The sequence below is a fragment of the Microbacterium sp. JAI119 genome (assembly GCF_013410135.1).
GTDB classification, from domain to species: Bacteria; Actinomycetota; Actinomycetes; order Actinomycetales; family Microbacteriaceae; genus Microbacterium; species Microbacterium oxydans.
This window is the reverse complement of record NZ_JACCCK010000001.1, coordinates 1,421,317-1,442,132: the sequence shown is the minus strand read 5'-3', so window position 1 is coordinate 1,442,132 and position 20,816 is coordinate 1,421,317. Positions and strand designations below refer to the sequence as shown.

21 protein-coding genes are annotated in these 20,816 nt (G+C 68.3%); 10 read left to right on the top strand and 11 right to left on the bottom strand.

From position 1 onward, the window contains the following. Positions 1-6 precede the first annotated feature (6 nt). From HDC31_RS06970 to HDC31_RS06960, 3 genes are all read right to left on the bottom strand, one after another. The gene (locus HDC31_RS06970) at positions 7-2,604 is read right to left on the bottom strand and encodes a LuxR C-terminal-related transcriptional regulator (protein ID WP_113681325.1); all 2,598 of its coding nucleotides are present in this window, start codon (positions 2,602-2,604) and stop codon (positions 7-9) included. Positions 2,605-2,701: 97 nt separating this feature from the next. After that, positions 2,702-3,679 carry an FUSC family protein gene (locus tag HDC31_RS06965; RefSeq protein ID WP_113681324.1) on the bottom strand — a complete coding sequence of 326 codons (978 nt, stop codon included), beginning with the start codon at positions 3,677-3,679 and terminating at the stop codon, positions 2,702-2,704. Between the two features lie 11 nt (positions 3,680-3,690). Continuing rightward, the gene (locus HDC31_RS06960) at positions 3,691-5,331 is read right to left on the bottom strand and encodes a SulP family inorganic anion transporter (RefSeq protein WP_113681323.1); all 1,641 of its coding nucleotides are present in this window, start codon (positions 5,329-5,331) and stop codon (positions 3,691-3,693) included. 176 nt (positions 5,332-5,507) lie between these two features. Here HDC31_RS06960 and HDC31_RS06955 point away from each other — a divergent pair, with 176 nt between their 5' ends. The 4 genes from HDC31_RS06955 (at position 5,508) to HDC31_RS06940 (ending at position 7,913) form a co-directional block, all read left to right on the top strand. Continuing rightward, complete coding sequence (locus tag HDC31_RS06955; RefSeq protein ID WP_058631330.1) at positions 5,508-5,894, top strand: SHOCT domain-containing protein; 387 nt, start codon at positions 5,508-5,510, stop codon at positions 5,892-5,894. Between the two features lie 96 nt (positions 5,895-5,990). Continuing rightward, positions 5,991-6,449 (top strand): MarR family winged helix-turn-helix transcriptional regulator, encoded by a 459-nt coding sequence (locus tag HDC31_RS06950; protein WP_227750928.1) that lies wholly within the window; start codon positions 5,991-5,993, stop codon positions 6,447-6,449. Between the two features lie 29 nt (positions 6,450-6,478). Then, positions 6,479-7,456, top strand: coding sequence for a zinc-binding dehydrogenase (locus HDC31_RS06945; RefSeq protein WP_046749441.1), 978 nt, complete (start codon positions 6,479-6,481; stop codon positions 7,454-7,456). Between the two features lie 55 nt (positions 7,457-7,511). Beyond that, positions 7,512-7,913: a RidA family protein gene (locus tag HDC31_RS06940; protein ID WP_113681339.1), complete on the top strand. Its 402-nt coding sequence runs from the start codon at positions 7,512-7,514 to the stop codon at positions 7,911-7,913. Between the two features lie 35 nt (positions 7,914-7,948). Here the strand turns inward: HDC31_RS06940 and HDC31_RS06935 are convergent, their stop codons facing one another. The 5 genes from HDC31_RS06935 to HDC31_RS06915 form a co-directional block, all read right to left on the bottom strand. After that, positions 7,949-9,022, bottom strand: coding sequence for a DNA polymerase IV (locus HDC31_RS06935; RefSeq protein WP_113681322.1), 1,074 nt, complete (start codon positions 9,020-9,022; stop codon positions 7,949-7,951). Positions 9,023-9,067: 45 nt separating this feature from the next. Continuing rightward, positions 9,068-9,460 (bottom strand): DUF1304 domain-containing protein, encoded by a 393-nt coding sequence (locus HDC31_RS06930; protein ID WP_113681321.1) that lies wholly within the window; start codon positions 9,458-9,460, stop codon positions 9,068-9,070. A gap of 67 nt (positions 9,461-9,527) precedes the next feature. After that, positions 9,528-10,400 carry a CPBP family intramembrane glutamic endopeptidase gene (locus HDC31_RS06925; RefSeq protein ID WP_046749445.1) on the bottom strand — a complete coding sequence of 291 codons (873 nt, stop codon included), beginning with the start codon at positions 10,398-10,400 and terminating at the stop codon, positions 9,528-9,530. Next, positions 10,397-11,122 carry a tRNA (guanosine(46)-N7)-methyltransferase TrmB gene (gene trmB, locus HDC31_RS06920; protein ID WP_046749446.1) on the bottom strand — a complete coding sequence of 242 codons (726 nt, stop codon included), beginning with the start codon at positions 11,120-11,122 and terminating at the stop codon, positions 10,397-10,399. Before trmB ends, HDC31_RS06925 begins: the two co-directional genes overlap by 4 nt. Before the next feature lie 53 nt (positions 11,123-11,175). Continuing rightward, positions 11,176-12,015: a DUF3097 domain-containing protein gene (locus HDC31_RS06915; protein ID WP_058631337.1), complete on the bottom strand. Its 840-nt coding sequence runs from the start codon at positions 12,013-12,015 to the stop codon at positions 11,176-11,178. Between the two features lie 122 nt (positions 12,016-12,137). Between HDC31_RS06915 and HDC31_RS06910 the strand changes: the two genes are divergently transcribed. The 4 genes from HDC31_RS06910 to HDC31_RS06895 all read left to right on the top strand — a co-directional run bounded on the left by HDC31_RS06910 (position 12,138) and on the right by HDC31_RS06895 (position 16,284). After that, positions 12,138-14,174, top strand: a complete 2,037-nt coding sequence (locus HDC31_RS06910; protein ID WP_058631338.1) for a TPM domain-containing protein — start codon at positions 12,138-12,140, stop codon at positions 14,172-14,174. 58 nt (positions 14,175-14,232) lie between these two features. Continuing rightward, complete coding sequence (locus HDC31_RS06905; protein WP_046749449.1) at positions 14,233-14,976, top strand: PspA/IM30 family protein; 744 nt, start codon at positions 14,233-14,235, stop codon at positions 14,974-14,976. Between the two features lie 64 nt (positions 14,977-15,040). Next, positions 15,041-15,844 (top strand): arginase family protein, encoded by an 804-nt coding sequence (locus HDC31_RS06900; RefSeq protein WP_046749450.1) that lies wholly within the window; start codon positions 15,041-15,043, stop codon positions 15,842-15,844. Further along, positions 15,841-16,284, top strand: a complete 444-nt coding sequence (locus HDC31_RS06895; protein ID WP_058631339.1) for a hypothetical protein — start codon at positions 15,841-15,843, stop codon at positions 16,282-16,284. Before HDC31_RS06900 ends, HDC31_RS06895 begins: the two co-directional genes overlap by 4 nt. A 72-nt stretch (positions 16,285-16,356) precedes the next feature. On the opposite strand, the gene HDC31_RS06890 is transcribed toward HDC31_RS06895, so the two are convergent. The 3 genes from HDC31_RS06890 to HDC31_RS06880 are packed head-to-tail and all read right to left on the bottom strand — an operon-like array spanning position 16,357 to position 18,088. Continuing rightward, a complete protein-coding gene (locus tag HDC31_RS06890; protein WP_046749452.1) occupies positions 16,357-16,827 on the bottom strand; it encodes an SIP domain-containing protein in 471 nt (156 codons plus the stop codon). A gap of 59 nt (positions 16,828-16,886) precedes the next feature. Continuing rightward, positions 16,887-17,615: a tyrosine-protein phosphatase gene (locus tag HDC31_RS06885; RefSeq protein ID WP_179515936.1), complete on the bottom strand. Its 729-nt coding sequence runs from the start codon at positions 17,613-17,615 to the stop codon at positions 16,887-16,889. After that, positions 17,612-18,088: a carboxymuconolactone decarboxylase family protein gene (locus tag HDC31_RS06880; RefSeq protein WP_113681578.1), complete on the bottom strand. Its 477-nt coding sequence runs from the start codon at positions 18,086-18,088 to the stop codon at positions 17,612-17,614. Before HDC31_RS06880 ends, HDC31_RS06885 begins: the two co-directional genes overlap by 4 nt. Positions 18,089-18,260: 172 nt before the next feature. On the opposite strand from HDC31_RS06880, the gene HDC31_RS06875 reads away from it, so the two are divergent. After that, positions 18,261-19,187, top strand: a complete 927-nt coding sequence (locus HDC31_RS06875) for an alpha/beta fold hydrolase (protein WP_113681579.1) — start codon at positions 18,261-18,263, stop codon at positions 19,185-19,187. A gap of 92 nt (positions 19,188-19,279) precedes the next feature. Beyond that, entirely contained in the window at positions 19,280-20,800 is a 1,521-nt protein-coding gene (locus HDC31_RS06870) for an ABC transporter substrate-binding protein (protein WP_113681580.1), read from the top strand. The last annotated feature ends 16 nt before the right edge of the window (positions 20,801-20,816 follow it).

Genomic DNA, 20,816 nt, shown 5'->3' with positions numbered 1-20,816 from the left:
CGTGCGCTACTCGATCCCGAGAGCGTGCGCAGCCGCCGTCACGCTGTCCCGGTCGGAGACGCCCAGCTTGCGGTAGATGTTGCGCACGTGCGTCTTTACCGTGTTCGGGGAGATGAACTCCTGCTCCGCGATCTCCCGGAGTGTCGCGTTGCGACTCAACGCCGTGAGCACGATGCGTTCGCGACGGGTGAACTCCTCCTCGATGAGCACTCCTGCTGCGGTGAGACGTTCGCGGACGCGATCCGCGAAGCGACCGCGTGATCCCGGAGTCGCGCGCGCGGCGAGAAGGCGCGCGACGACCGGCCCGGCGTCGGCAAATCGTCGGATGTGCTCCTCCGGTTCGGCCAGGGCGAGCGCGAACGACAGCGACACCTGCGCCTGATCGGGACAGCCGGCCTGCACTTCGATACAGGCAGCGACCAGCCAGGCGTCGATCATCGACGCAGGGAGAAGGCACGGCGCCACCCCTTCCAGCACCGGAGCGAGAGCGGCCCGCGCCGGCTCGAACGCCTGATCGTGCAGCGCGGCGATCGCGCGGAGCACGGCCACCTCGCCGACCTCGCCGAGAGCGTCTCCGACGTCGTGGATGAAGCGGTCTCTGAGGGCGTACTCTCCGAGCACGTTGAAGGCGCGGATCGCGAAAGTGCTCGTCATCGCATACCAGTGCACAGGCAGCGGCATGTCGTCGCGCGGTGCGAGGTTCTCGAGGAGAGCGAGAGCCGCCGCGTGCGCGTCGATGGCGCCATCGACGTTCAGCAGGGCGATCAGGCCTCGCAGACCCCGTGCGATCGCCGGCTCCGTTCCGGACTCGATGATCCCGGTCGCCGCGCGCAGCGTCTGATCCACATCGGCGACAAGCATCTGTTCGAAAGGCACCCAGTACCGCCACACCCGCGTGACCTCGTAGAAGGAGTCCGCAGGCATGCCGAGCGCGCGCCAGCGCTCATCCAGCAGCGCGCCGGAACGCAGCACTTCTCGCATCTGACCTCGGAAGAGATCGGCTGTGTTCAGGATCGCGGCCGCCTGCAGCTCCGCCGCGGCAGTGCCCGCGGCGTGAGCGTGGTCCCCCGCGAGCCGGGCGAACCGGTCGGCATCGTTCAACGCCCCCGTATACAGCTCTGCCATGGCAGCCTGCAGGAATACATAAGTGTCGAGCTGCGACTCCCCCGACACCTCGTAGAGACCCGGCTCCAGCCGGTCGAGCGTTTCCGAGAGGCCCCCGCGACGCACGGCTGTGTGCAGCTCCAGGCCCTTTCGCCATTGACGGACCGCAACGGAATCCTCAAGGTCCGAGTCCGACTCGAGCAGCGCCGCAGCGCGGGCCGCGTCTCCCTGTGTGAGCTCGGCGGACGCCGTCAGCATCCGCATGGCAGGCTCCGCGAGCACAGGTCGAGGAAGACGCGCGATCGCTGCGACCACCTCAGCCGCATAACCCATGAGGATCAGCTGCATCCCACTGCGACGGAGGATCCGTGAGGTCGCGCAGTCGTCGCCGCTCCGCGCGGCGTGGAACATGGCGCGCTCGTGCTCCTGCTCGGCCGCGAACCACTCCGCTGTCACGCTCTCGAGCTCCTCGACGGCCGCCTCTCCTCTGTCCTTCAGACGGGCAAAGAGGAACTCCCGCAACAGCGGATGGTAGTGATACCAGACCGGTTCTTGACCGCTACGACTGATCAGCACGTTGAGTCGCATGAGCTGTTCGATCAGCGGTTCGGCCGGCATTCCTCCTGTCAACTGCGAGGCTAGAGCCGGCGTGAACGACTCGGGCACCGAGGTGAGCACGAGGAACTCACTGAGGCTTTCGTCGAGATCGGCGAAGACCTCCTCGGCGAAGTAGTCGGTCACCGTCGGAGAGTCACCGCGCAGCGGGAGGACCGTGGCGAACGAATCATGCAGCGCCGCCAGCTCCAGCAGCCGGAGTCCCGTGGCCCACCCCTCGGTACGCAACAGCACGGTGGTGATCTCGCCCTGCGAAAGGCGCATCCCCCTCGCGCGGAAGAACGCTCGCACCTCCGCCGGCGTGAATGCCAGGTCACGGCTTCCGAGTTCCAGTGCCATGCCGGCGATACGTCGACGCGCAAGAGGCAGACGCCGGGTTCCGCGTCCGGAGACCACGACGTGGGCGGTACCCGGCACTGCGCTCAGGAACGCCGACAGCATCTCGGCGAGTGACCCGGTCTCGATGAGGTGCACATCGTCGATGATCACGACTACCCGACGGCCCGCGGCGCGGAGGGCTCGGGCCAGATCTCGCGCCCTCTCCGTCGACCACGGCCCGGTGAGGCGGTCGAGTGCCTCGCGCAGCGAGGGGTCTTCGATGCTCCGAAGAGCAGACTGCAGGGGGTCGAGGTCCCGATGCCAGCGCTGGAGCGAGAGCCACACCACACGCGATCGATCGTCGTCCGAGGAGGTAATCGAATGCGCCCACTGGGTGAGCAGCCGTGTCTTGCCCGACCCCGCGGGGGCCGACAGGACGGTGAGTGTCCAGGGCTCGTCCAACGCGGCGGAGAGTCGTGACAGCAGTCGGGCTCTGGGGATGTCACCGGGGCCTGCAGGAAGCGGAGGGATCCACGCTGAATCGACGTCTGGCTGTTCTTCGACCATCAAGAGCCCCCGGTGAAATGTTAGATACTACATCCTCCCCTTCTCGAAGTATCCCACCATGGGAGCGCGCACATCAAGCAACTTTCGTCCAGAACCCTCATCGGGCGACCGAGCTTCTCACCCGGACGAAGCCGACCACCGAGGGCAGCACGGCCCCGAACAGCAGAGCGAGCCCCACCCCGAGAAGCGTCTCCACCGCGCGTTCCGCGAATCGAGCCCCCGGAGGCTCCGGCGAGGTGGACATGATGAGGGTCAGGGCGAGGAACGTGGTGAAGCCGGGGACGACGTACCACCGGCTCTCCTGGATGGCACATGTCGATCCGATGACAGCCCCGACCACGAGCCCGGTGACGAGACCTCCCGGAGCCAGGACAGCCAGGCCCGCGGCCGCGAACGCTCCGATGAGCACCGATGCCGCGCGCCCGATGCTGCGCGAGATCAGCTGCCCCCTGACCGGACGCATGACGAGGAGCACCGCGCCCGTCGCCCACCCCACGTGCTCGAGATCGAGAACGAAGCCGATGGTGGCGGCGAGCGCCGCAGCCATGCCGAGGAGGATCCCGTAGACCAGGAGGGCTCGCCCCCGAGGTACAGGACTGGCGGCACGCGCCCGCTCTTCACGCTCGGGCCAGAGCAGGGAAACCATCCAGGCATACACCGAGCCGGCGACGATGCAGGCGGCGAATCCCCCTGTGACCGAGGACCAGGAGAAGCTCAGCCCGATCCCGGTCATCGGCAGCACCAGAATGAGGATCAACTGCCCGAGCCGACCTCGTGGGGCGTTGAGACTCGCGACGATCGCGAGCCCGAGCACGGCGAGCACGGCGACCACAGGCCACTCCGCCAGCAGCGCCCCGAGAAGCAGGCCGAGGGCGCTGAGCGTGCCGACGACGGGGATTATGGCGCGGGCTCTCCTGCGTGGGGGGAGACCGAAGGCGGCGGCGGGTATCACGCCGATCCCGAGCGCGACACCGAGCGTCGGATGGAAGGGGGCGACGAGCATCGCCGGCGCGGCGAACAGCAGACCCAGGCCGAACCGCGACCATCGCCAGCTCAGCCCGGCATCGTCACTCATGCATCTCTCCCTCAGCTCCGTCTGCCGGCTTCCCGAGCCGCTGCCGCGACGCCGTCGCTCACAGCTGCGTGCACGCGACCGTGCGATTCCAGTCCGAGGAACCAGGGTGTGCGGCGAGCGACAGCGGCTGCCCGCTCGGGAAGCGCGGCGATGTGCAGCACGATGCCGAGCTGAGCGAGCTCTCCGTCGAGGTTCTCCAGCGCGTCGAGGACGGTGATCGTCATCACCTCCTGCTGCTTCAGACCCAGCACGAGCACGCGGACCGGCTGCTCCTCCGCCTCGACCAGGGCGAGGATCTGCTTCTCGTTGGCCATCGCGTTCGCCGTGTAGAGCCCCCGTTCGAGACGGAGCCCCAGAGCGTCACCGATGCGAGCGTCGACCGCTACCTTCGGCACATTGAGCTCGCGGAGCACCAGGATCAAGGTCACGACCACACCGACCGCCACGGCCGGGAGAAGGCCGGCGGTGAGCCCGAGGATCGCGACCGCGAGCGCGATCCAGAAATCCACCGGACTGATCCGCGCCCACCGCACGAGCTCGGGGATGTTGATGAGCCCGGCGACGGCCACGAACACCATCGCGGCCAGCGTCGCCTCGGGGAGCAGGCTGAGAACGGGTCCCAGGAAGAGCGCGACCAGCACGGCGAGCACCACGGTGACCAGGGTCGCCGCCTGGGAGCGCGCCCCCGCACTCTGATTGACCGCGCTCTGCGAGAAGCCTCCCGCGGCTGGCATCGTGCCGAAGAATGCGCCGACCGTGTTCGCCGCGCCGGTCGCGAACAGCTCCTGGTCGCTGTCGATCTGAGGTTCGCTCGCCGCCCGCAGGCTGCGGGCGACGGCCGCGGACTCCAAGAACGCCATCACGGCGATAGCGACGGCGCCGGGCACGAGGACGACCGCCTGCGAGAAGTCGGGCACGCCCGGAACGGGGAGCCCGCTCGGCACCGCGGCGATGAGGTCGACGCCGTAGCGATCCAGACCAGCGAGGGCGACCAGGAGGATCCCGGCGACCACCACGACGAGTGCGCCCGGTACACGCGGGGCGAACCGCTTGAGCACGACGATCACGAGGATCGAGCCGGCAGACAGCGCGACCGTCGGCCAGTTCACGCTGTCGAAGGCCTGTGCCACTGCGCCGAGCGACTTGAGGAATCCATGACCGGAGAAGTTGTAGCTCTCGCCCAGCAGCTTCGGCAGCTGTCCGACGGCGACCGTCGCGCCGACACCGATCTTCAAGCCGAGAACAGTGGCTCCGCTGATGTTCTCCACGAGCGAGCCGAGGCGACAGAGTCTGGCGATCAACAGGATCACTCCCACGAGCAGCGTGAGCATCATCAGAGAGCCGATCGCATCGTCCGATCCCGCGGCGACTCCCGCGGACACCAGGGTCGTCGCGGTGAGGGTCGCGATCGTCGAGGTCGTCGACACGCTCATGGCGCGGCTTCCACCGAGGAACGCGTAGACCAGCATCGGCAGGATGCACGTGTAGAGCCCGACCTGCACCGGAAGATTGGCGATCGTCGCGTAGGCCATCCCCTGCGGGATCACGACGGCACCAGCGGACAGACCCGCGACGACGTCACGGACCACCCACTCCCGGCGGTACCCCTCGACCGTGCTGAACAGCCATGGCGGTCTTCTCGTCGCGGTCATCCGCTTCTCCGTCCTCCGGTCGTCTGAAGCGTACTGCGGGGGCATGCGGGGATCGAGTGATCGCACGATCGGCTCACCCTGGTGAACTCCACCGGGAATCGGTGCGCGTGCTGGCGCGGGCCGAGTATCGTCCGACGGGGCCGCCACCGGGCGGGCCGGTTTAAGAAGGAGTACACATGGGTTTTTGGGGATCGTTCTGGGACATCATCTGGTGGTTCCTGCTGGCGTTCGTCTTCATCTCGTACCTGTTCGCGCTGTTCGCGATCGTCGGAGATCTCTTCCGCGACCGGCAGCTCAACGGCTGGTGGAAGGCAGTGTGGATCGTCTTCCTGATCTTCGTCCCGTTCCTCACGGTGCTGGTGTATCTGATCGCTCGGGGCTCCGGCATGGCCGAGCGGAGCGATGCGGAGGCCGCGAACGTTCGCAGCGCCGCTGACGCCTACATCCAGCAGGTCGCCGGCACGAGCCCGAGCGACGAGATCGCCAAGGCGAGGGCACTCCTCGATTCCGGCACCATCACGGCCGGGGAGTACGAAGCCATCAAGGCCAAGGCGCTCAGCTGAACCCAGGAGGGCGCGCCCGGTCGGATCGGTCGCGCCCTCCTCGCGCCCATTCGAGTTGTGCACAATTGAATGCCGTGCAATGCTATCTTGGTGCCGATGACCGATGAGATGCTCTGCTTCTCCCTGTACTCCGCCGCGCGTGCCACCACGCAGGCATACCGGACGCTGCTCGCCCCCTGGGGTCTGACGTATCCGCAGTATCTGGTGCTCGCCGCACTCTGGCTCGACGGCGAGCAGACGATCGGGTCGCTGGGGGCGGTGATGCGCCTGGACTCCGGCACGCTATCCCCCCTCGTCCGGCGACTCGAGCAGGCCGGACTCGTGACCAGGACACGCGGCCGCGACGACGAGCGTGTGGTGACGGTGACCCTCACCGACAAGGGCCAGGACCTGCGGGCCGAGGTGGCCCCCATCCACACCACCATCGCGTCGATCTCCGGGCTCCAGGACGAGGAGCATCGCCGTCAGCTCATCGCCGAACTGCACGACATCACCGACCGCCTTCAGAAGACCACGAAAGATCTCGCCGACGCCCACCAGAGCGACCGGCCCTGATCGACATCCCGAGAGAGAACGGAATCGCCATGCGCGCACTCATCCACCCCACCTTCGGCACTCCGGAGGAAGTCCTCCGAGTCGAAGATCGACCTCTTCCGGAGCCCGGCGAAGGCCAGGTCCGTCTGCGGATCGTGCTCTCCCCCATCCACAACCACGACCTGTGGACCGTTCGCGGCACATACGGCTTCAAGCCGGAGCTCCCCGCCGCGTCGGGGACCGAGGCCCTCGGCGTCGTCGACGCGCTCGGTGCCGGAGTCGAGCACCTCGAGGTGGGCCAGCGCGTCGCCACCGGCGGAACCTTCGGCGCCTGGGCCGAGTACATCGTGACGAATGCCGCCGGACTGATCCCGATCCCGGACGGCCTTCCTGACGAGACGGCGGCTCAGCTGGTCTCGATGCCCTTCAGCGCGATCACGCTGCTGGACTTCCTCGATGTGCAGGCCGGCGGCTGGATCGTGCAGAACGCCGCGAACGGAGCTGTCGGACGCATGCTCGCTCAGCTCGGCTCAGCGCGCGGAGTGAACGTGCTCGGGCTGGTGCGTCGGACAGCGGGGGTCGACGAGCTCCGCGCACAGGGCATCGACAGGATCGTCGCGACCGATCAGCCCGATTGGAAGGAGCAGGTCGAGGCGATCACCGGAGGTGCGCCGATCACCGCCGGCGTCGATTCCGTCGGTGGTGCATCCGCCGGCCAGGTTCTCTCGCTGCTCGCGGAAGGCGGCACGTTGGTCGCGTTCGGAGCGATGGACTCCCCCACCATGGAGATCGCCTCCTCCGACGTGATCTTCAAGCAGGCCACAGTGAAGGGCTTCTGGGGCAGCAAGGTGATCCCGAGCCTCGATCAGGCCACCCGTAGCGCACTGTTCGGTGAGCTGTTCCAGCGCCTCGCCGACGGCAGCCTGACGTTGCCCGTGGCCGGCATCTTCGACGCCGCCGACATCAGCGCGGCCGTGCGTGCGAGCGACACCCCGGGTCGCGTCGGCAAGGTGCTGCTGCGCTTCTGAGCTGCACGCCGACGAGGGACTTCCGGATGTCGGCGCCCCGGTGCAGAGTGTGGCCATGGAGATCACACTCGGACAGCCCGATGGGCTCGTCGTCAGTCCTGCATTCAGCCATGTGGCCGTCGTCCCGCCAGGGGCGACGACGGTGTACGTCAGCGGCCAGAACGGTGTCGACGTCACCGGAGCCGTCGTCTCGAGCGATGCCGGCGAGCAGTCCGCTCGCGCCGTCGAGAACGCCAGGATCGCCCTCGAGTCCGTGGGTGCAGGGCTCGAAGACGTGATCAGCTGGACGGTGCTGATCCATCAGGACGCGGACCTGCGCGCGGCGTACGGTGCGGTCGCCTCACGGCTGGCGCGGGACGGAGCCCCACCCCTCGTCACCGCGGCGCTCGTGGCGGGCCTCGGAGTCCCGGGTGCCCTGATCGAGGTGAGCGCGGTCGCGGCCGTGCTCCGCCCCTGAGCGGACGACGCTTCCCGCGATGTCCCGGCGCGGGGTCAGATCCTTCCCCGCACGGGTGTGCGCTCGACGCCGTCGCCCTCCGGCGCGGTCATCTCCGCACGGACTCCGAGCAATCGCACCTCTCGCTCCGGATCGAGCGTGCCGGCCAGCGCCGCGGCAACCGCGACGAATTCCGCACGGTCCGTGGTCGGCGCGGAGAGCTTGCGGCCGAAGGTCTTGGTCTCGAACGGGGCATATCGCACCTTGAGGTGCACGCGGAGGACCGGCCGCCCCTCCACCGCGCAGTCGTCGAACGCGTGGGCGGCGAGATCGCGGATCGCCGCATCGACCTGCTCCGGCGTCGTGAGGTTCTCCTGGTACGTCGTCTCCCGGCTGTGGCTTCGCGCAACCCACGGCGTGTCGTCGACGCTGCTCGGACCGATCCCTGAACCCAGCCCGTGATACCAGACGCCCATCCGCGGTCCGAACTCGGTCACGAGGGTCTGCTCGTCCGCCTCGGCGAGATCTCGCACCGTCGCGATGCCGTGGACCGCGAGACGCTTCTGCACCTTCGGCCCGACACCCCAGAGGTCGCGCGTCGGCTTGTCGCCCATAACCTCGAACCAGTTGTCCGCGGTGAGGCGGAACACACCGCGGGGCTTGCCGAACTCGGTGGCGATCTTCGCCCTGACCCTGTTGTCCCCGATCCCCACCGAGCAGTGCAGCTGTGTCGCCTCGAACACGGCTTCCTGCGCGGACGAGGCTACACCTTCGGGAGAGTCCGTCTGCACCCCGAGGAAGCACTCGTCCCATCCCACCACTTCGAGCACCACGTCCGGCAGCGCACGGAGAGCAGCCATGACCTCGTCGGATGCCCGAGCGTAGGCGTCCCGATCGACCGGGAGGAACACGGCATCGTCCGGCGCCTTCCGCGCCGCGATCTTCAACGGCATGCCCGAGCCGATCCCGAACGCACGGGCTTCGTAGGAAGCGGTCGACACCACCGCCCGCTCGGTCGGATCGCCGCGTCCGCCCACGATCACCGGGCGACCGGCCAGCTCCGGTCTGCGCAGCACCTCCACCGCGGCGATGAACTGATCCATGTCCACGTGCAGCACCCAATCGGCCATGCAACGAGTGTGACCGGTGCCGACGTGGATGTCACCCCTCGATCGTCACCGGATCGCGAGGCCGATCGCGGCGACCACGACAGCGAGCAACGGCAGGGTTCCCTGCATCGCCGCAGCACGCACCTTGGTCCGATCGGAGAGCACGAGCACGAGCGCGGCGGCGAGCATCATCCCGGTTCCGGCGAAGACGAGGGTAAGCCCCGCCGTCTCGGCTCCGACGATCACGAGGCCGATGCCGAGCAGGGCCGTCAGTGCGAGGAAGAGGTTGTAGAAGCCCTGGTTGAAGGCCAGCTGCTTCATCGTGACCGCGTCCGCCTCGCTGGGGACGCCGAAGATCTTCCTCGTCTCCGGCTCGGTCCACCGCAGCGACTCGAGCGCGAAGATGAAGACGTGGAAGGCCGCAGCTGCGGCGGCGAGGACGAGACCGACGATGAGCATGGGCTGATTCTTCCGTTCCCGGGGGCCGGGAGCAAGCCGACAGCACCGGCGCGCACGAACCTCCTCGTCACAGGAGGAAGATCGGAAGAAGTCCCGGGTTGTGTGCGTGTACCAGCACGGCGAACACCACAGCATCGAAGAGCAGGTGCACCGTCACGACATAGGCCAGCGAGTGCGTCCGCACGAAGATGTACCCCTGCAGCAGGGCGAACGGGATCGTCAACAGGGGTCCCCACTCTCGGTAGCCCAGCTCCCACAGGAAGGAGACGAAAACGATGGCCTGCAGGACGTTGGCGAGCAGGTCGGGAAAGTGTCGGCGCAGCAGGGCGAACACGGTGCAGATGAAGAACAGCTCGTCCCAGATGCCCACGGCGCCGACCCCGACGAAGAGACGGGCGATGAGGTCAGGAGTGTCCACGACCGGCCAGTTCTGGTACACCCCGCTGGTGATGAAGTAGAAGGGCAAGATCAGCCACCCCAGCAGGAGCACCGCCACGAGCCACCCCCATTGCAGCCGTCCCCAGCGCTTGTGCGTGCGCCAGGGGAAGCCGATGGCACGGTCTCGATAGACGAACCTCGAGATCAGGTAGGGCACCGCCACCGCGCCGCCCAGGGCGAGCGTGAACCGCAGCATCGCGAGGTTGTCGAGTTCCGCTGCCAGCGGGATGATGCTCACGATCAGCATGCCGATCGCGATCAGCGAGAGATCGCGGGTGAGCGAAGGACGGCGTGGGCTCCCGGCTGGATCCGCGCCCCGCTCACCGCCGCGACGTTCGACGACACGGCGTTCGAGGAGACCGGCGACTGCGATGCCGGCGGCGAGGAGCGTCCAGCCAAGCCACGGGATCTCCAGCACGAAGAATGCCGGAGCAGCGGCGCACACGAGCAGCGCGGGAAGGAGCCCCGTCCTCGACGCCGTGTCGCGCCGCGTGTCGGTCACGCGCGGGTCCTGCGCCGGTACACGAGATCGCGGATATCCCGTCCCTTCGCGATGCCCTTGCGCTCGAACGCGGTCATGACGCGACCGTCGAAGCGTTCGGCCCACTCCCCCTCGAATGCGCGCTCGAACAGCGGATCCGCGTCGAGCACATCGCGCATCTGCAGGGCGTAGTCCTCCCAGTCGGTCGCGAGCCTCAGCAGGCCGCCGTCACGGAGCGCTCGCGCTGCGGCGTCGCCGAATCCCGGTCTCACCAGGCGTCGCTTGGTGTGCTTCTTCTTGTGCCAGGGGTCAGGGAAGAAGATCCACACCTCGCGTGCTGCCGCCTCAGGGAGGAACGATGAGAGGACCTCCGGCGCATTCGCCTCGACGACGCGCAGGTTGCGTGCGCCCTCCCTGTCGGCGTCGAGCATGGTCCTGGCGAGGCCGGCGCGGAACACCTCGACGGCGAGGAAGTCGTCCTCGGGGCGCGACGAGGCCGCGGCCACGATCGCGTGGCCTTGGCCCGATCCGACCTCCACGTAGAGGTCAGCGGTGCGCCCGTACTCGGTCGCAGGATCGAGGCGCGCCTCGGGGTGCACGGAGGTCCAGGCGACGTCACGCGGAACGTCGAGTAGATAGTGCGGGCCGAGCTCGGCGAAGGCGCGCTCCTGCGCGTCGGACATCCGGCCGCTGCGGCGCACGAACGACACCGGCTCGTCTCGGAAGGTACGGGGTTCGGGCATGTTTCCAGGGTAGCCGTCGACGTCCGTCGCTCCGGCGTCCCCGATTCCCGGGCTCAGGCCGTCGGCGCGGTGACGAAGTCGATGAGCTCCTCCACACGGCCCAGCAGCGCCGGTTCCAGGTCCCGGTAGGTCGTGACCTTGGAGAGGATGTGCTGCCACGCGCGCGCGATGTCGGCCTGTGTCTCGTGCGGCCAGCCGAAGGCACGGCAGATGCCGACCTTCCACTCGATGCCGCGCGGGATCTCCGGCCACTTCGCGATGCCGAGGGCCCGAGGCGTCACACACTGCCAGACATCGACGAACGGGTGGCCGACGATGCGCAGATGGCGTCCGTGCGGGCCCCGGGCGACCGCGTCGGCGATGCGCGATTCCTTCGAGCCAGGGACGAGGTGGTCGACGAGCACGCCGTACCGCCGAGTCGCGCTGGGTGGCTCTGCGGCCAGCAGGTCGTCGAGCAGGTCGACGCCCTGGAGGAACTCGACGACGACGCCCTCGACCCGCAGGTCGGCACCCCACACCTTCTCGACGAGTTCGGCATCGTGCTTGCCCTCGACGAGGATTCGGCTGGGCAGAGCGACGCGGGCGCGCTGATCGGCCACCACGAACGATCCGGATGCCGTGCGCCGCCGCCCTTGATCGGCAGCACCGGGCACGATCAGCCTCACGGGTGCGCCGTCGATGAGGAACCCTCCGCCGAGGGGGAACAACCGCCGACGGCCCACGCGGTCCTCCAACTCGACGTTGCCGCCCTGGACACGTGTGACCGCACCGCAGAAGCCGTCGTCGGCGACCTCGACCACGAGATCCGGCTCGGCCGCGACCTGGGGCACCTTCTTCGCGCCGCGCTCGCGCCAGCCCGCCGCGAGCACGTCGGAACCGTAGATGTCGTCCATGCCTTCCAGCGTATGTGCCTCCGCTGAGGGCGAACGGCGAACCCGTGTCGAGTGCTGTCGCGTGTCGGGCCCAGTGCATAGACTCGTGGCATGGGGCTCGGCTGCCGGTCGGAGGGAACACGATGACGAAACGGTGGCTCACGCTGGCCGCACTCGCTCTCGCCGTTGTCGCCGGTGCGTTCAGCACCTCCGCAGCATCCGCGACCGATCCCGTCACGCTCGATGCCGGATACGTCACCGACCAGGCCGGAGTGCTCAGTGCCGACGAAGAGGCGACGGTGGAGGCCCGGCTCCAGGAGCTGACGGACAATTCGAGCGCCGATCTGTTCGTCGTGCTCGTCGACGACTTCACGAACCCATCCGACAACGTGCAGTGGGCCGACACGGTCGCGCAGAACAACAACCTCGGCACCGAACAGTACCTCCTGGCGATCGCCGTCGACGGGCGCAGCTACTACATCTCCGCTGCCCCCGACGGCCCGGTGAGCTTCGGCCAGCTCGACAGCATCGAGGACAAGATGGTCCCCTTCGCCGCGGACGGCGATTGGGTCGGCGCCATCACTCTCGCCGCCGACGAGATCCAGGGCGACGGGGGCGCCGGCGCGCTCCGCATCGGGCTGATCGTCGTCGCCGTCGTCGTCGTCGCGCTGCTCGTGTGGCTCGTCGTGGCACTGGTGCGCGGAGCCCGCCGGCGGGCGGAGATCCGCGAGCGAGGCGCCATGCCGGAGACACCGGACCCCGCCGACCCCTTCTCCACTCTCACCGACCAGCAGGTCGAGACGCAGGCAGGACTCGCGCTCGTGCAGGCGGACGATGCCATCACCTCGAGCAAGGAGGAGCTCGGCTTCGCCGTCGCGCAGTTCGGCGATGCAGCCACCGAGGAGTTCACTCGGGTCGTCGATGCGGCGAAGGCGAAGATCTCCGAGGCCTTCGATCTGAAGCAGAAACTCGACGACGAGATCGAGGATTCGATCCACGACCGCCGCGCGTGGCACATACGCATCATCCGGATCGCCGACGAGATCGACGACATCCTGGACGACAACACTGCGGCGTTCGACGAGCTCCGAAAGCTCGAGCAGAACGCCCCGCAGGAGCTCGAGCGCGTCCGCGGTGAGCGCGCGGCGCTCGACGCCGCCCTCGCCTCTGCGGAGCCTGCCCTCGACGCGCTGTCCGCCACCTATGCCCCTGCGGCTCTCGCCACAGTCGCGGACAACCCCGTGCAGGCACGCGAACGGGCCGACCTCGCGGATCGGTCGATCGAGGCGGCGGCGCAGGCCATCGCAGCCGGACGTTCAGGCGAGGCCGCGTTCGCGATCCGCACCGCCGAGCAGTCCGTCGCGCAGGCCGCCCAGCTCGTCCAGGCGGTGACGACGCTGGGAGCGGAGCTGTCGACGCTCGAAGCTCAATCTCGTGCCCTCATCGCCGAACTGCAGAGCGACCTCGCAGCCGGGCAGCAGCTGCCCGACCCCTCGGGTGCCATCGCCGCTGCGGCTTCCGCCACGGCCCAGCAGCTCGGGGCGGCGCAGACCGATCTGAGCGGTACCGCCCGCGATCCACAGCGAGTGCTCGAGGCTCTCACCGCCGCGAACACGCAGATCGACGCCGCGATCGCACAGGGCAGGGAGAGCGTCGAACGTGCCCGCCGGGTGCAGCAGCTGCTCGAGCAGACTCTCACGCAGGCGAACTCCGAGATCCGCGCGGCTCGGGACTTCATCGAGACCCGTCGAGGGACGGTGGGCTCCACCGCGCGCACCCGCCTCGCGAACGCGGAGGCGAGCCTGTCGCAGGCGCTGAATCTGCGGGCAACCGACCCCGATGCCGCGCTCGCGGAGGCGAACCGTGCGCTCGCTCTGGCGACGCAGGCCACGTCGGCCGCGCGGTCGGACGTGCAGGCGTACACCCCTTCCGGCTACGACCAGGGCGGCTTCGGCGGCCCGTTCGGCGGGTCCGGATCCTCGTCGGGCGGCTCAGGACTCGGCGGCGACATCCTCGGAGGCATCATCGGTGGGCTGCTCGCCGGCGGTGGCGGCGGCTCTTCCCGTCGAGGAAGCAGCAGCGGATGGCGCTCCTCCGGCGGCGGCTTCCGGAGCTCCGGTTTCGGAGGCGGCTCCCGCAGCAGCGGCCGCAGCGGCCGATCAGGAGGTAGACGCTTCTGATCCCCCACACAGACATGTACGACAAGCTCTCGAAGACGCCCTCTGAAAGGAACCACGCATGACCAAGCAGTCCATCTTCGGACGTATCTCGACCCTCGTCCGCGCGAACATCAACTCCTTGCTGGACTCTGCGGAAGACCCGCAGAAGATGATCGACCAGCTCGTTCGCGACTACACGAACAGCATCGCCGACGCCGAGTCCGCGATCGCCGAGACCATCGGCAACCTGCGCCTGCTCGAGCGCGACCACGAGGAAGACGTCCAGGCATCGACCGAGTGGGGCAACAAGGCTCTCGCCGCCAGCCGCAAGGCCGACGAGATGCGCGCGAGCGGCAACACGGCCGACGCGGACAAGTTCGACAACCTCGCCAAGATCGCTCTGCAGCGTCAGATCAGCGCCGAGCGCGAGGCCACCGGCGCCGAGCCGCAGATCGCGGCGCAGACCGAGATCGTGGACAAGCTCAAGAGCGGCTTGAACGGCATGAAGGACAAGCTGGTCGAGCTCAAGAACAAGCGCAGCGAACTCCTCGCCCGTGCCAAGGTCGCCGAGGCGCAGACCCGCGTCCAGGACGCCGTGGGCTCGATCAACGTGCTCGACCCCACCAGCGAGCTGGGACGGTTCGAAGACAAGGTCCGCCGCCAGGAGGCCATCGCTCAGGGCAAGATCGAGCTCGCAGCGTCGAGCCTCGACGCCCAGTTCGAGAGCCTCGAGGATCTCGGCGAGCTGACCGAGGTCGAGGCACGTCTGGCCGAGCTCAAGGCCGGCGGCGGCGCTCCCCGCCAGGCCATCGAAGGCAACTGACATCACCGGGCGGATGCCTCGGCCGCGGGCCGAGGCATCCGTCCCCCCTTCTTCGGAGGCATTCATGGTGCGATTCCTCGTCATCCCGCAGTGGCAGGGCTCGCCCGCAGCGCGCGCGATGCTTCTCACGGACGGTGCTGCAGCGATCGCCGGAGATCTCCCCCGCGCGGCGACGACCGTTCTCGACGTTCCTGTCGAAGCCGGTGAATCCCTCGGCACAGGTGTACGCCGTCTGAGCGCTCTGCTGCGCACTCGTGAACTCGTGCACGGGCACATCGACTCCGACACCGTCGTGATCGGGGGCGATTGCAGCATCACCGTCGCCGCGCTCGACGCATTGCCGGGCGGAACCGACGACCTCGCCGTGGTGTGGTGCGACGCGCATGCCGACATGCACACGCCGGACACGTCCCCTTCCGGTGCCTTCTCAGGCATGGCACTGCGGGCTGTGCTCGGCGAGGGCGAGGAGCAGCTCGTGCTCTCGCCCGCGATCCCCGCCGATCGCGTGATCACCGTGGGCATGCGGAACCTCGATGACGCGGAGGTCGAGCAGCTCGCGCCTCTGACGAATCTCTCCGTCGACGACCTCGCAGATCCCGAGGCGCTGCTCGGCGCGGTCCGCGCGACCGGGGCGTCACGGGTCTGGGTGCACATCGACGTCGACGTGCTCGATCCGTCCGACTTCGCCGGTGTCTCGTCGTCGGTGCCGTTCGGGCTGTCCCCCGCCGCGCTGAGCACCGCCATCCGCGCACTGCGCTCGGAAGTGCCGCTCGCGGGCGCGACCATCGCAGGTTTCGCACCGAGGTCACCGGCCGATGCCGTCGATGATCTCGGCGCACTGCTGCGACTGGTCGGAGCGGTGGCATGACGACGGCTCCTGACTGGCGACCCGCGGCGAGTGCCGCCCTGGCCCGGGGCCGACGTCTCGACCGCCGCATCCCCTCCTTCCTGTTGCGCTCCCCGATCAGCCGCCTGGGCTACCTGTGGGGCACCGCCGTCGGCTGGCTGTGGGGCTCGCTGTGGAGCACAGGACCCGTCGAACGGCGGGCGGGTCTGTGGATCTTCCAGGGCATGCCGGCATGGACGTTCAATCGCGGCGGAGTGTGCGTCGGCGGCTGCTTCCTGACCGGAGACGTGCGACCGAGCGAGGCCGTGCTCCGTCATGAGGCTGTGCACAAGGCGCAGTGGCTCCGCTACGGGTTCCTGATGCCGATCCTGTACTTCCTCGCGGGGCGTGACCCCCTGCGCAACCGCTTCGAGATCGAGGCAGGGCTCGAAGACGGCAACTACGTTCGACGGACGCGCTGACCCTACGACGGTCTCTGCACGGACGTCTCAGGCCGCTAGTGGCCGATTCGGATCAGGCGCGCGGACGCGGAGTCAGCGGTCGGCGGGCAGCAGGCCGAAACGCTCGGGGGTACGGATCAGCGTCGGCGAGACCTCGAGATGACTCGTCAGGTGCTCGACGATGTCGGCCGTGCCGAGGTAACCGCCGAGCAGCGTGACGTGGGTCTCGATCTCGTCGTCGCACATCATCTCGTCCGCCCAGGCGCAGGTCGCACGGGTGAGCGCCTGACCGGCTGCGCACGCACGGCTGCTTCCGGGAGCCCCGGAACGCTGCTCACGAGCGAGCCACGTGACCGTCATGCGACCGGGAGCCTCGATGACGCCGATGTCGGCGACCGTCGGCACCTCGATGAAGATGCGCCCGGAGGCGCACAGTGGCAGCGTCGTCAGGAACACCTCGAGCTCCGTGAGGGAGTTCTCATCAGCCGTCACCAGGTGATGGGCGCGCCGACGCGCTGCGCGACGTTCGGCGCGCGTGCCGCGGGTCTCGAGCGAGGTGTTCATGGTGTCTTCATCGTACACCAAGTGAAGGCTTGCCTAACCTGGTAGCCGCTGCGCGATGATCATGCACGCTCCGGCCGCTGCTCGCGCTCGACGAGTGCGACGGCCAGGGCGTCGAGCTCATCGTCGGTCATCCCCTGCGCGCGCAGATACCCGGCAGCCGAGCCCCATCGTTCGTCGACCTGCGCGAGCAGACGGCGCATCACGGGCGCCGGCGACTGCGTGGCCAGCGCCACCGCGTGCACAGCCTCCGGGTGCTGCGTGCGCAGGTAGTCGGCGATCCACCGGGTGCGCTGAGCCGGCAGCTGAGACTCGGTGAGCGCGTAGTCGGCTATGACGGCCTCCCGATCCGCACCGACCGCGGAGAGCGCGAGGGCGACGGTCACGCCCGTCCGGTCCTTACCCACAGTGCAGTGCACCAGCGTGCGCCCACTCGCCGCGATGATGCGGATAGCCGCGACGAGCCGCTCCCCGCTCTCTTCGAGGAGGTGGAGGTAGAGGTCGTCGAGACTGGTGTCCGCCTCGAAGAAGGAACGGACGGATCCGAGGAACAGCGGGAGGTGGGTGGTGTCCGGCCCGTCGATCTCCGTCGGCTCGGCTGCGACCTCTTCGCCGTCTCGCAGGTCGACGATGTGCGAGACGCTCTCCCGCAACGCGGCGGCGCCCGCGGTGGTCGCTCCGGAGAGCTGTCCGGAGCGCAGGAGGACGCCGGAGCGGATCCGACCGCCCTCCGCCGGCATGCCTCCCACGTCGCGGACGTTGGAGACCCCTTCGACGACGAGGATCATCATCCCGCCGCCTGCGGTCCTCGCGGGGGCACCGGGTAGCGGCCGGCGATCACGATCCTGTTGAAGGCGTTGATCGAGACGCATGCCCAGCTGAGCGCCGCGTACTCCTTCTCGGTGAAGACGCTTCCGACCTGGTCGTACACCTCGTCGGAGATCCCGTCCTCCGAGATCAACGTGAAGGCCTCGGCGAGTTCGAGAGCGGCGCGCTCCCGCTCGCTGAAGACACCGCTCTCACGCCACGTGGGGATCTGGGTCAGTGTGTCGGCGTCGACGCCCGCAGCGACCGCCCTGTCGACGTGGATCCGCGCACAGTAGGCGCAGCCGTTGAGCTGCGAGCAATGGATCATGACGAGTTCTTTGAGACGGTCGTCGATGCCGTTGGCCGCGCAGATCTGGCCCACCGTCTTCGAGAACGCGTCAAGCGCCTGGTACGCGGCCGGCTCGGTCTTGGACAGGTGCACACGCGTCTCGCTCATGACTCCATGATATTCGGCGGATGAGCGGGAAGCTCTGCCGCAGACGAACCGGAGCTTGGATCAATATGCCCATCAAACCCAGTCCTCATACGACATAATGCGACACGTTACGAAATAATCTCTTGTCATACTGGTCCGGCATTTCCGACGCCGCTTCCCGAGGGCGCAGAATGTGGAGGTGGCGATCGACAACAGCGAGTTCAGCTATCTTCCCGCACAGGCCGAAGCGCTCGGCGTACCGGTTCCGCCGGTCACGCGCCTCACCCTCCCACTCGCCGACGGCCGCATCCTGAGCGCCCTGCGTTTCGGTAGCGAAGCACCGCGTGTGACGCTGCTCCACGGCGCCGGCCTGAACGCACACACCTGGGACAACACCGCCCTCGCCCTGCAGCAGCCGCTGCTCGCGATCGATCTCGCCGGACACGGCGACTCCTCCTGGCGGGACGACGTCGACTACACGCCGCGCACACTCGCTCGTGACGTGGCCGCAGCGCTCGACGCCTGGGTGGAAGGGCCGCAGGTCGTGGTCGGGCAGTCCCTCGGCGGACTCACCGGCGCTGCTCTGGCAGCAGCGCGACCGGATCTGGTGTCCGAGCTCATCGTGGTCGACATCACTCCCGGCATCGATGTGAGTGCCGGCCCGGCGGCGCTGCGCGAGTTCTACGCGGGCCCGACCGACTTCGCGACACGCGACGAGCTCGTCGACAAGGCGATCTCACTGGGGTTCGGGGGCTCCCGACCCGAGACAGAGCGCGGTGTCTTCCTGAACACGCGAGTGCGCGAGGACGGGCGGGTGGAGTGGAAGCACCACTTCGCACACCTCGCCGCCCAGGCACTCGCCGCCCACGACCCCGGGTCCCCGACCGCACCGTCGGTGCTGCACGAGACCGGCTGGGATGATCTGACCGCGGTCACCGTACCGGTCACCCTGGTGCGTGCCGCACGCGGATTCGTGAGTGAAGCCGACGCCGTCGAGCTCCAGCGACGCGTCCCCGCGGCTGAGGTGGTCGTGCTCGACGCCACCCACAACGTGCAGGAGACCGCGCCGGTCGCCCTCGCCGGTCTGATCGACGCCGCCGTGCCCGCCCTCGGAATATGACGTTCCGTTCCACACCCGACCCTGACCCCTTCTCACATCTCTAGGCTCGATTCCACGGCACACAGCAGTTGCCGCACCGAGAGGAAACACCCATGTTCCGACGTACCCGACGTCTCGCGCTGATATCCGCCCTCGCGGCCACCGCCGTCATCCTCAGCGCCTGCTCCGGCACCACCGAGCCGGAGACCAGCAGCTCACCCGGCGCCCCCGACCCGAGCGCCACTCTCCACGTCGGCCTCGTCCTCGAGCCCACCAACCTCGACATCCGCCACACCAGCGGCGCGGCACTCGAGCAGATCCTGATCGACAACATCTACGAGGGCCTCGTCACGCGCACGCAGGACAACGAGATCGAGGGGCGTCTCGCCTCCGACTACGAGGTCTCCTCGGACGGGCTCACATATACCTTCACCCTCAACGACGGCGTGGTCTTCCACGACGGCACGCCGCTGACGTCGGCGGACGTCGTCTCCTCGTACGAGACCGTGCGCACGGACGCCACCGTGCAGGGCAACGCGGACTTCGCGTCGGTCACAGCGATCACGGCGCCGGACCCGACCACGGTTCAGATCACCCTGTCCGCTCCGAACCAGAACTTCCTCTTCGCGCTCACCGGCCCGGCCGGTCTCGTGTTCAAGTCCGGCGACACCACCGATCTGAAGACCGCGGAGAACGGCACAGGTCCCTTCACGCTGACGCGTTGGAACAAGGGAAGCACCATCACCTTCACGCGCAACGACGCCTACTGGGGGGATCCTGCCGGCGTCGCCCAGGTCGAGTTCCAGTACATCCCCGACTTCACCGCCGGCGTCAACGCCGCACTGGCCGGCGATGTCGACGTGCTCACGGCCGTCGACCCGAACCTCGCGCCTCAGCTCGAAGACTCCGGGGACTTCACCCTCACCACGGGACGCACCACCGACAAGGCCACTCTCGCGTTCAACAACAAGAAGGCGCCGCTCGACGACGTGCGGGTGCGCGAAGCCCTGCGCCTCGCCATCGACCATGAGGCTCTCATCGACGCGGTCGGCGCCGGCACGGCACTGTACGGGCCCATCCCCGAACTCGACCCGGGCTACGAGGACCTGTCCGACGTGATCTCCTACGACCCGGAGAAGGCGAAGAAGCTCCTCGCTGAGGCCGGTCAGGAGGACCTCGAGCTGACCCTCACGATCCCCTCGTTCTACGGCACGACCGTGCCCAAGGTGCTGATCTCGGACTTCAAGAAGGTCGGCGTGACGCTCGAGGTGAACTCGGTCGAGTTCCCCACCTGGCTGGAGGACGTGTACACGAACCACGACTACGACCTCAGCTTCGTGCTGCACGTCGAGCCGCGCGACTTCGGCAACTTCGCCAACCCCGACTACTACTTCGGCTACGACAACGCCGAGGTGCAGGATCTGTACACGAAAGCTCTGGCCGAGGTCGACCCCGACAAGTCCGCCGACCTGCTGGCACAGGCAGCGCGCATCGCCTCGGAAGACCACGCCGCCGATTGGCTCTACAACGGAGAGACCATCACCGCCGTGAGCCCCATCGTGTCCGGCTTCCCCGAAGACTCGATCAACTCCCGCATCAACCTCACGGGCGTCACCGTCTCCGCTGAGAAGTAGCAAGCGATCACCGCGT

Coding starts and splice junctions, on each gene's coding strand:
- HDC31_RS06970 (WP_113681325.1), bottom strand. CDS start 2,604: ATGGTCGAAGAACAGCCAGACGTCGATTCAGCGTGGATCCCTCCGCTT.
- HDC31_RS06965 (WP_113681324.1), bottom strand. CDS start 3,679: ATGAGTGACGATGCCGGGCTGAGCTGGCGATGGTCGCGGTTCGGCCTG.
- HDC31_RS06960 (WP_113681323.1), bottom strand. CDS start 5,331: ATGACCGCGACGAGAAGACCGCCATGGCTGTTCAGCACGGTCGAGGGG.
- HDC31_RS06955 (WP_058631330.1), top strand. CDS start 5,508: ATGGGTTTTTGGGGATCGTTCTGGGACATCATCTGGTGGTTCCTGCTG.
- HDC31_RS06950 (WP_227750928.1), top strand. CDS start 5,991: ATGACCGATGAGATGCTCTGCTTCTCCCTGTACTCCGCCGCGCGTGCC.
- HDC31_RS06945 (WP_046749441.1), top strand. CDS start 6,479: ATGCGCGCACTCATCCACCCCACCTTCGGCACTCCGGAGGAAGTCCTC.
- HDC31_RS06940 (WP_113681339.1), top strand. CDS start 7,512: ATGGAGATCACACTCGGACAGCCCGATGGGCTCGTCGTCAGTCCTGCA.
- HDC31_RS06935 (WP_113681322.1), bottom strand. CDS start 9,022: ATGGCCGATTGGGTGCTGCACGTGGACATGGATCAGTTCATCGCCGCG.
- HDC31_RS06930 (WP_113681321.1), bottom strand. CDS start 9,460: ATGCTCATCGTCGGTCTCGTCCTCGCCGCCGCAGCTGCGGCCTTCCAC.
- trmB (WP_046749446.1), bottom strand. CDS start 11,122: ATGCCCGAACCCCGTACCTTCCGAGACGAGCCGGTGTCGTTCGTGCGC.
- HDC31_RS06915 (WP_058631337.1), bottom strand. CDS start 12,015: ATGGACGACATCTACGGTTCCGACGTGCTCGCGGCGGGCTGGCGCGAG.
- HDC31_RS06910 (WP_058631338.1), top strand. CDS start 12,138: ATGACGAAACGGTGGCTCACGCTGGCCGCACTCGCTCTCGCCGTTGTC.
- HDC31_RS06905 (WP_046749449.1), top strand. CDS start 14,233: ATGACCAAGCAGTCCATCTTCGGACGTATCTCGACCCTCGTCCGCGCG.
- HDC31_RS06900 (WP_046749450.1), top strand. CDS start 15,041: ATGGTGCGATTCCTCGTCATCCCGCAGTGGCAGGGCTCGCCCGCAGCG.
- HDC31_RS06895 (WP_058631339.1), top strand. CDS start 15,841: ATGACGACGGCTCCTGACTGGCGACCCGCGGCGAGTGCCGCCCTGGCC.
- HDC31_RS06890 (WP_046749452.1), bottom strand. CDS start 16,827: ATGAACACCTCGCTCGAGACCCGCGGCACGCGCGCCGAACGTCGCGCA.
- HDC31_RS06885 (WP_179515936.1), bottom strand. CDS start 17,615: ATGATGATCCTCGTCGTCGAAGGGGTCTCCAACGTCCGCGACGTGGGA.
- HDC31_RS06880 (WP_113681578.1), bottom strand. CDS start 18,088: ATGAGCGAGACGCGTGTGCACCTGTCCAAGACCGAGCCGGCCGCGTAC.
- HDC31_RS06870 (WP_113681580.1), top strand. CDS start 19,280: ATGTTCCGACGTACCCGACGTCTCGCGCTGATATCCGCCCTCGCGGCC.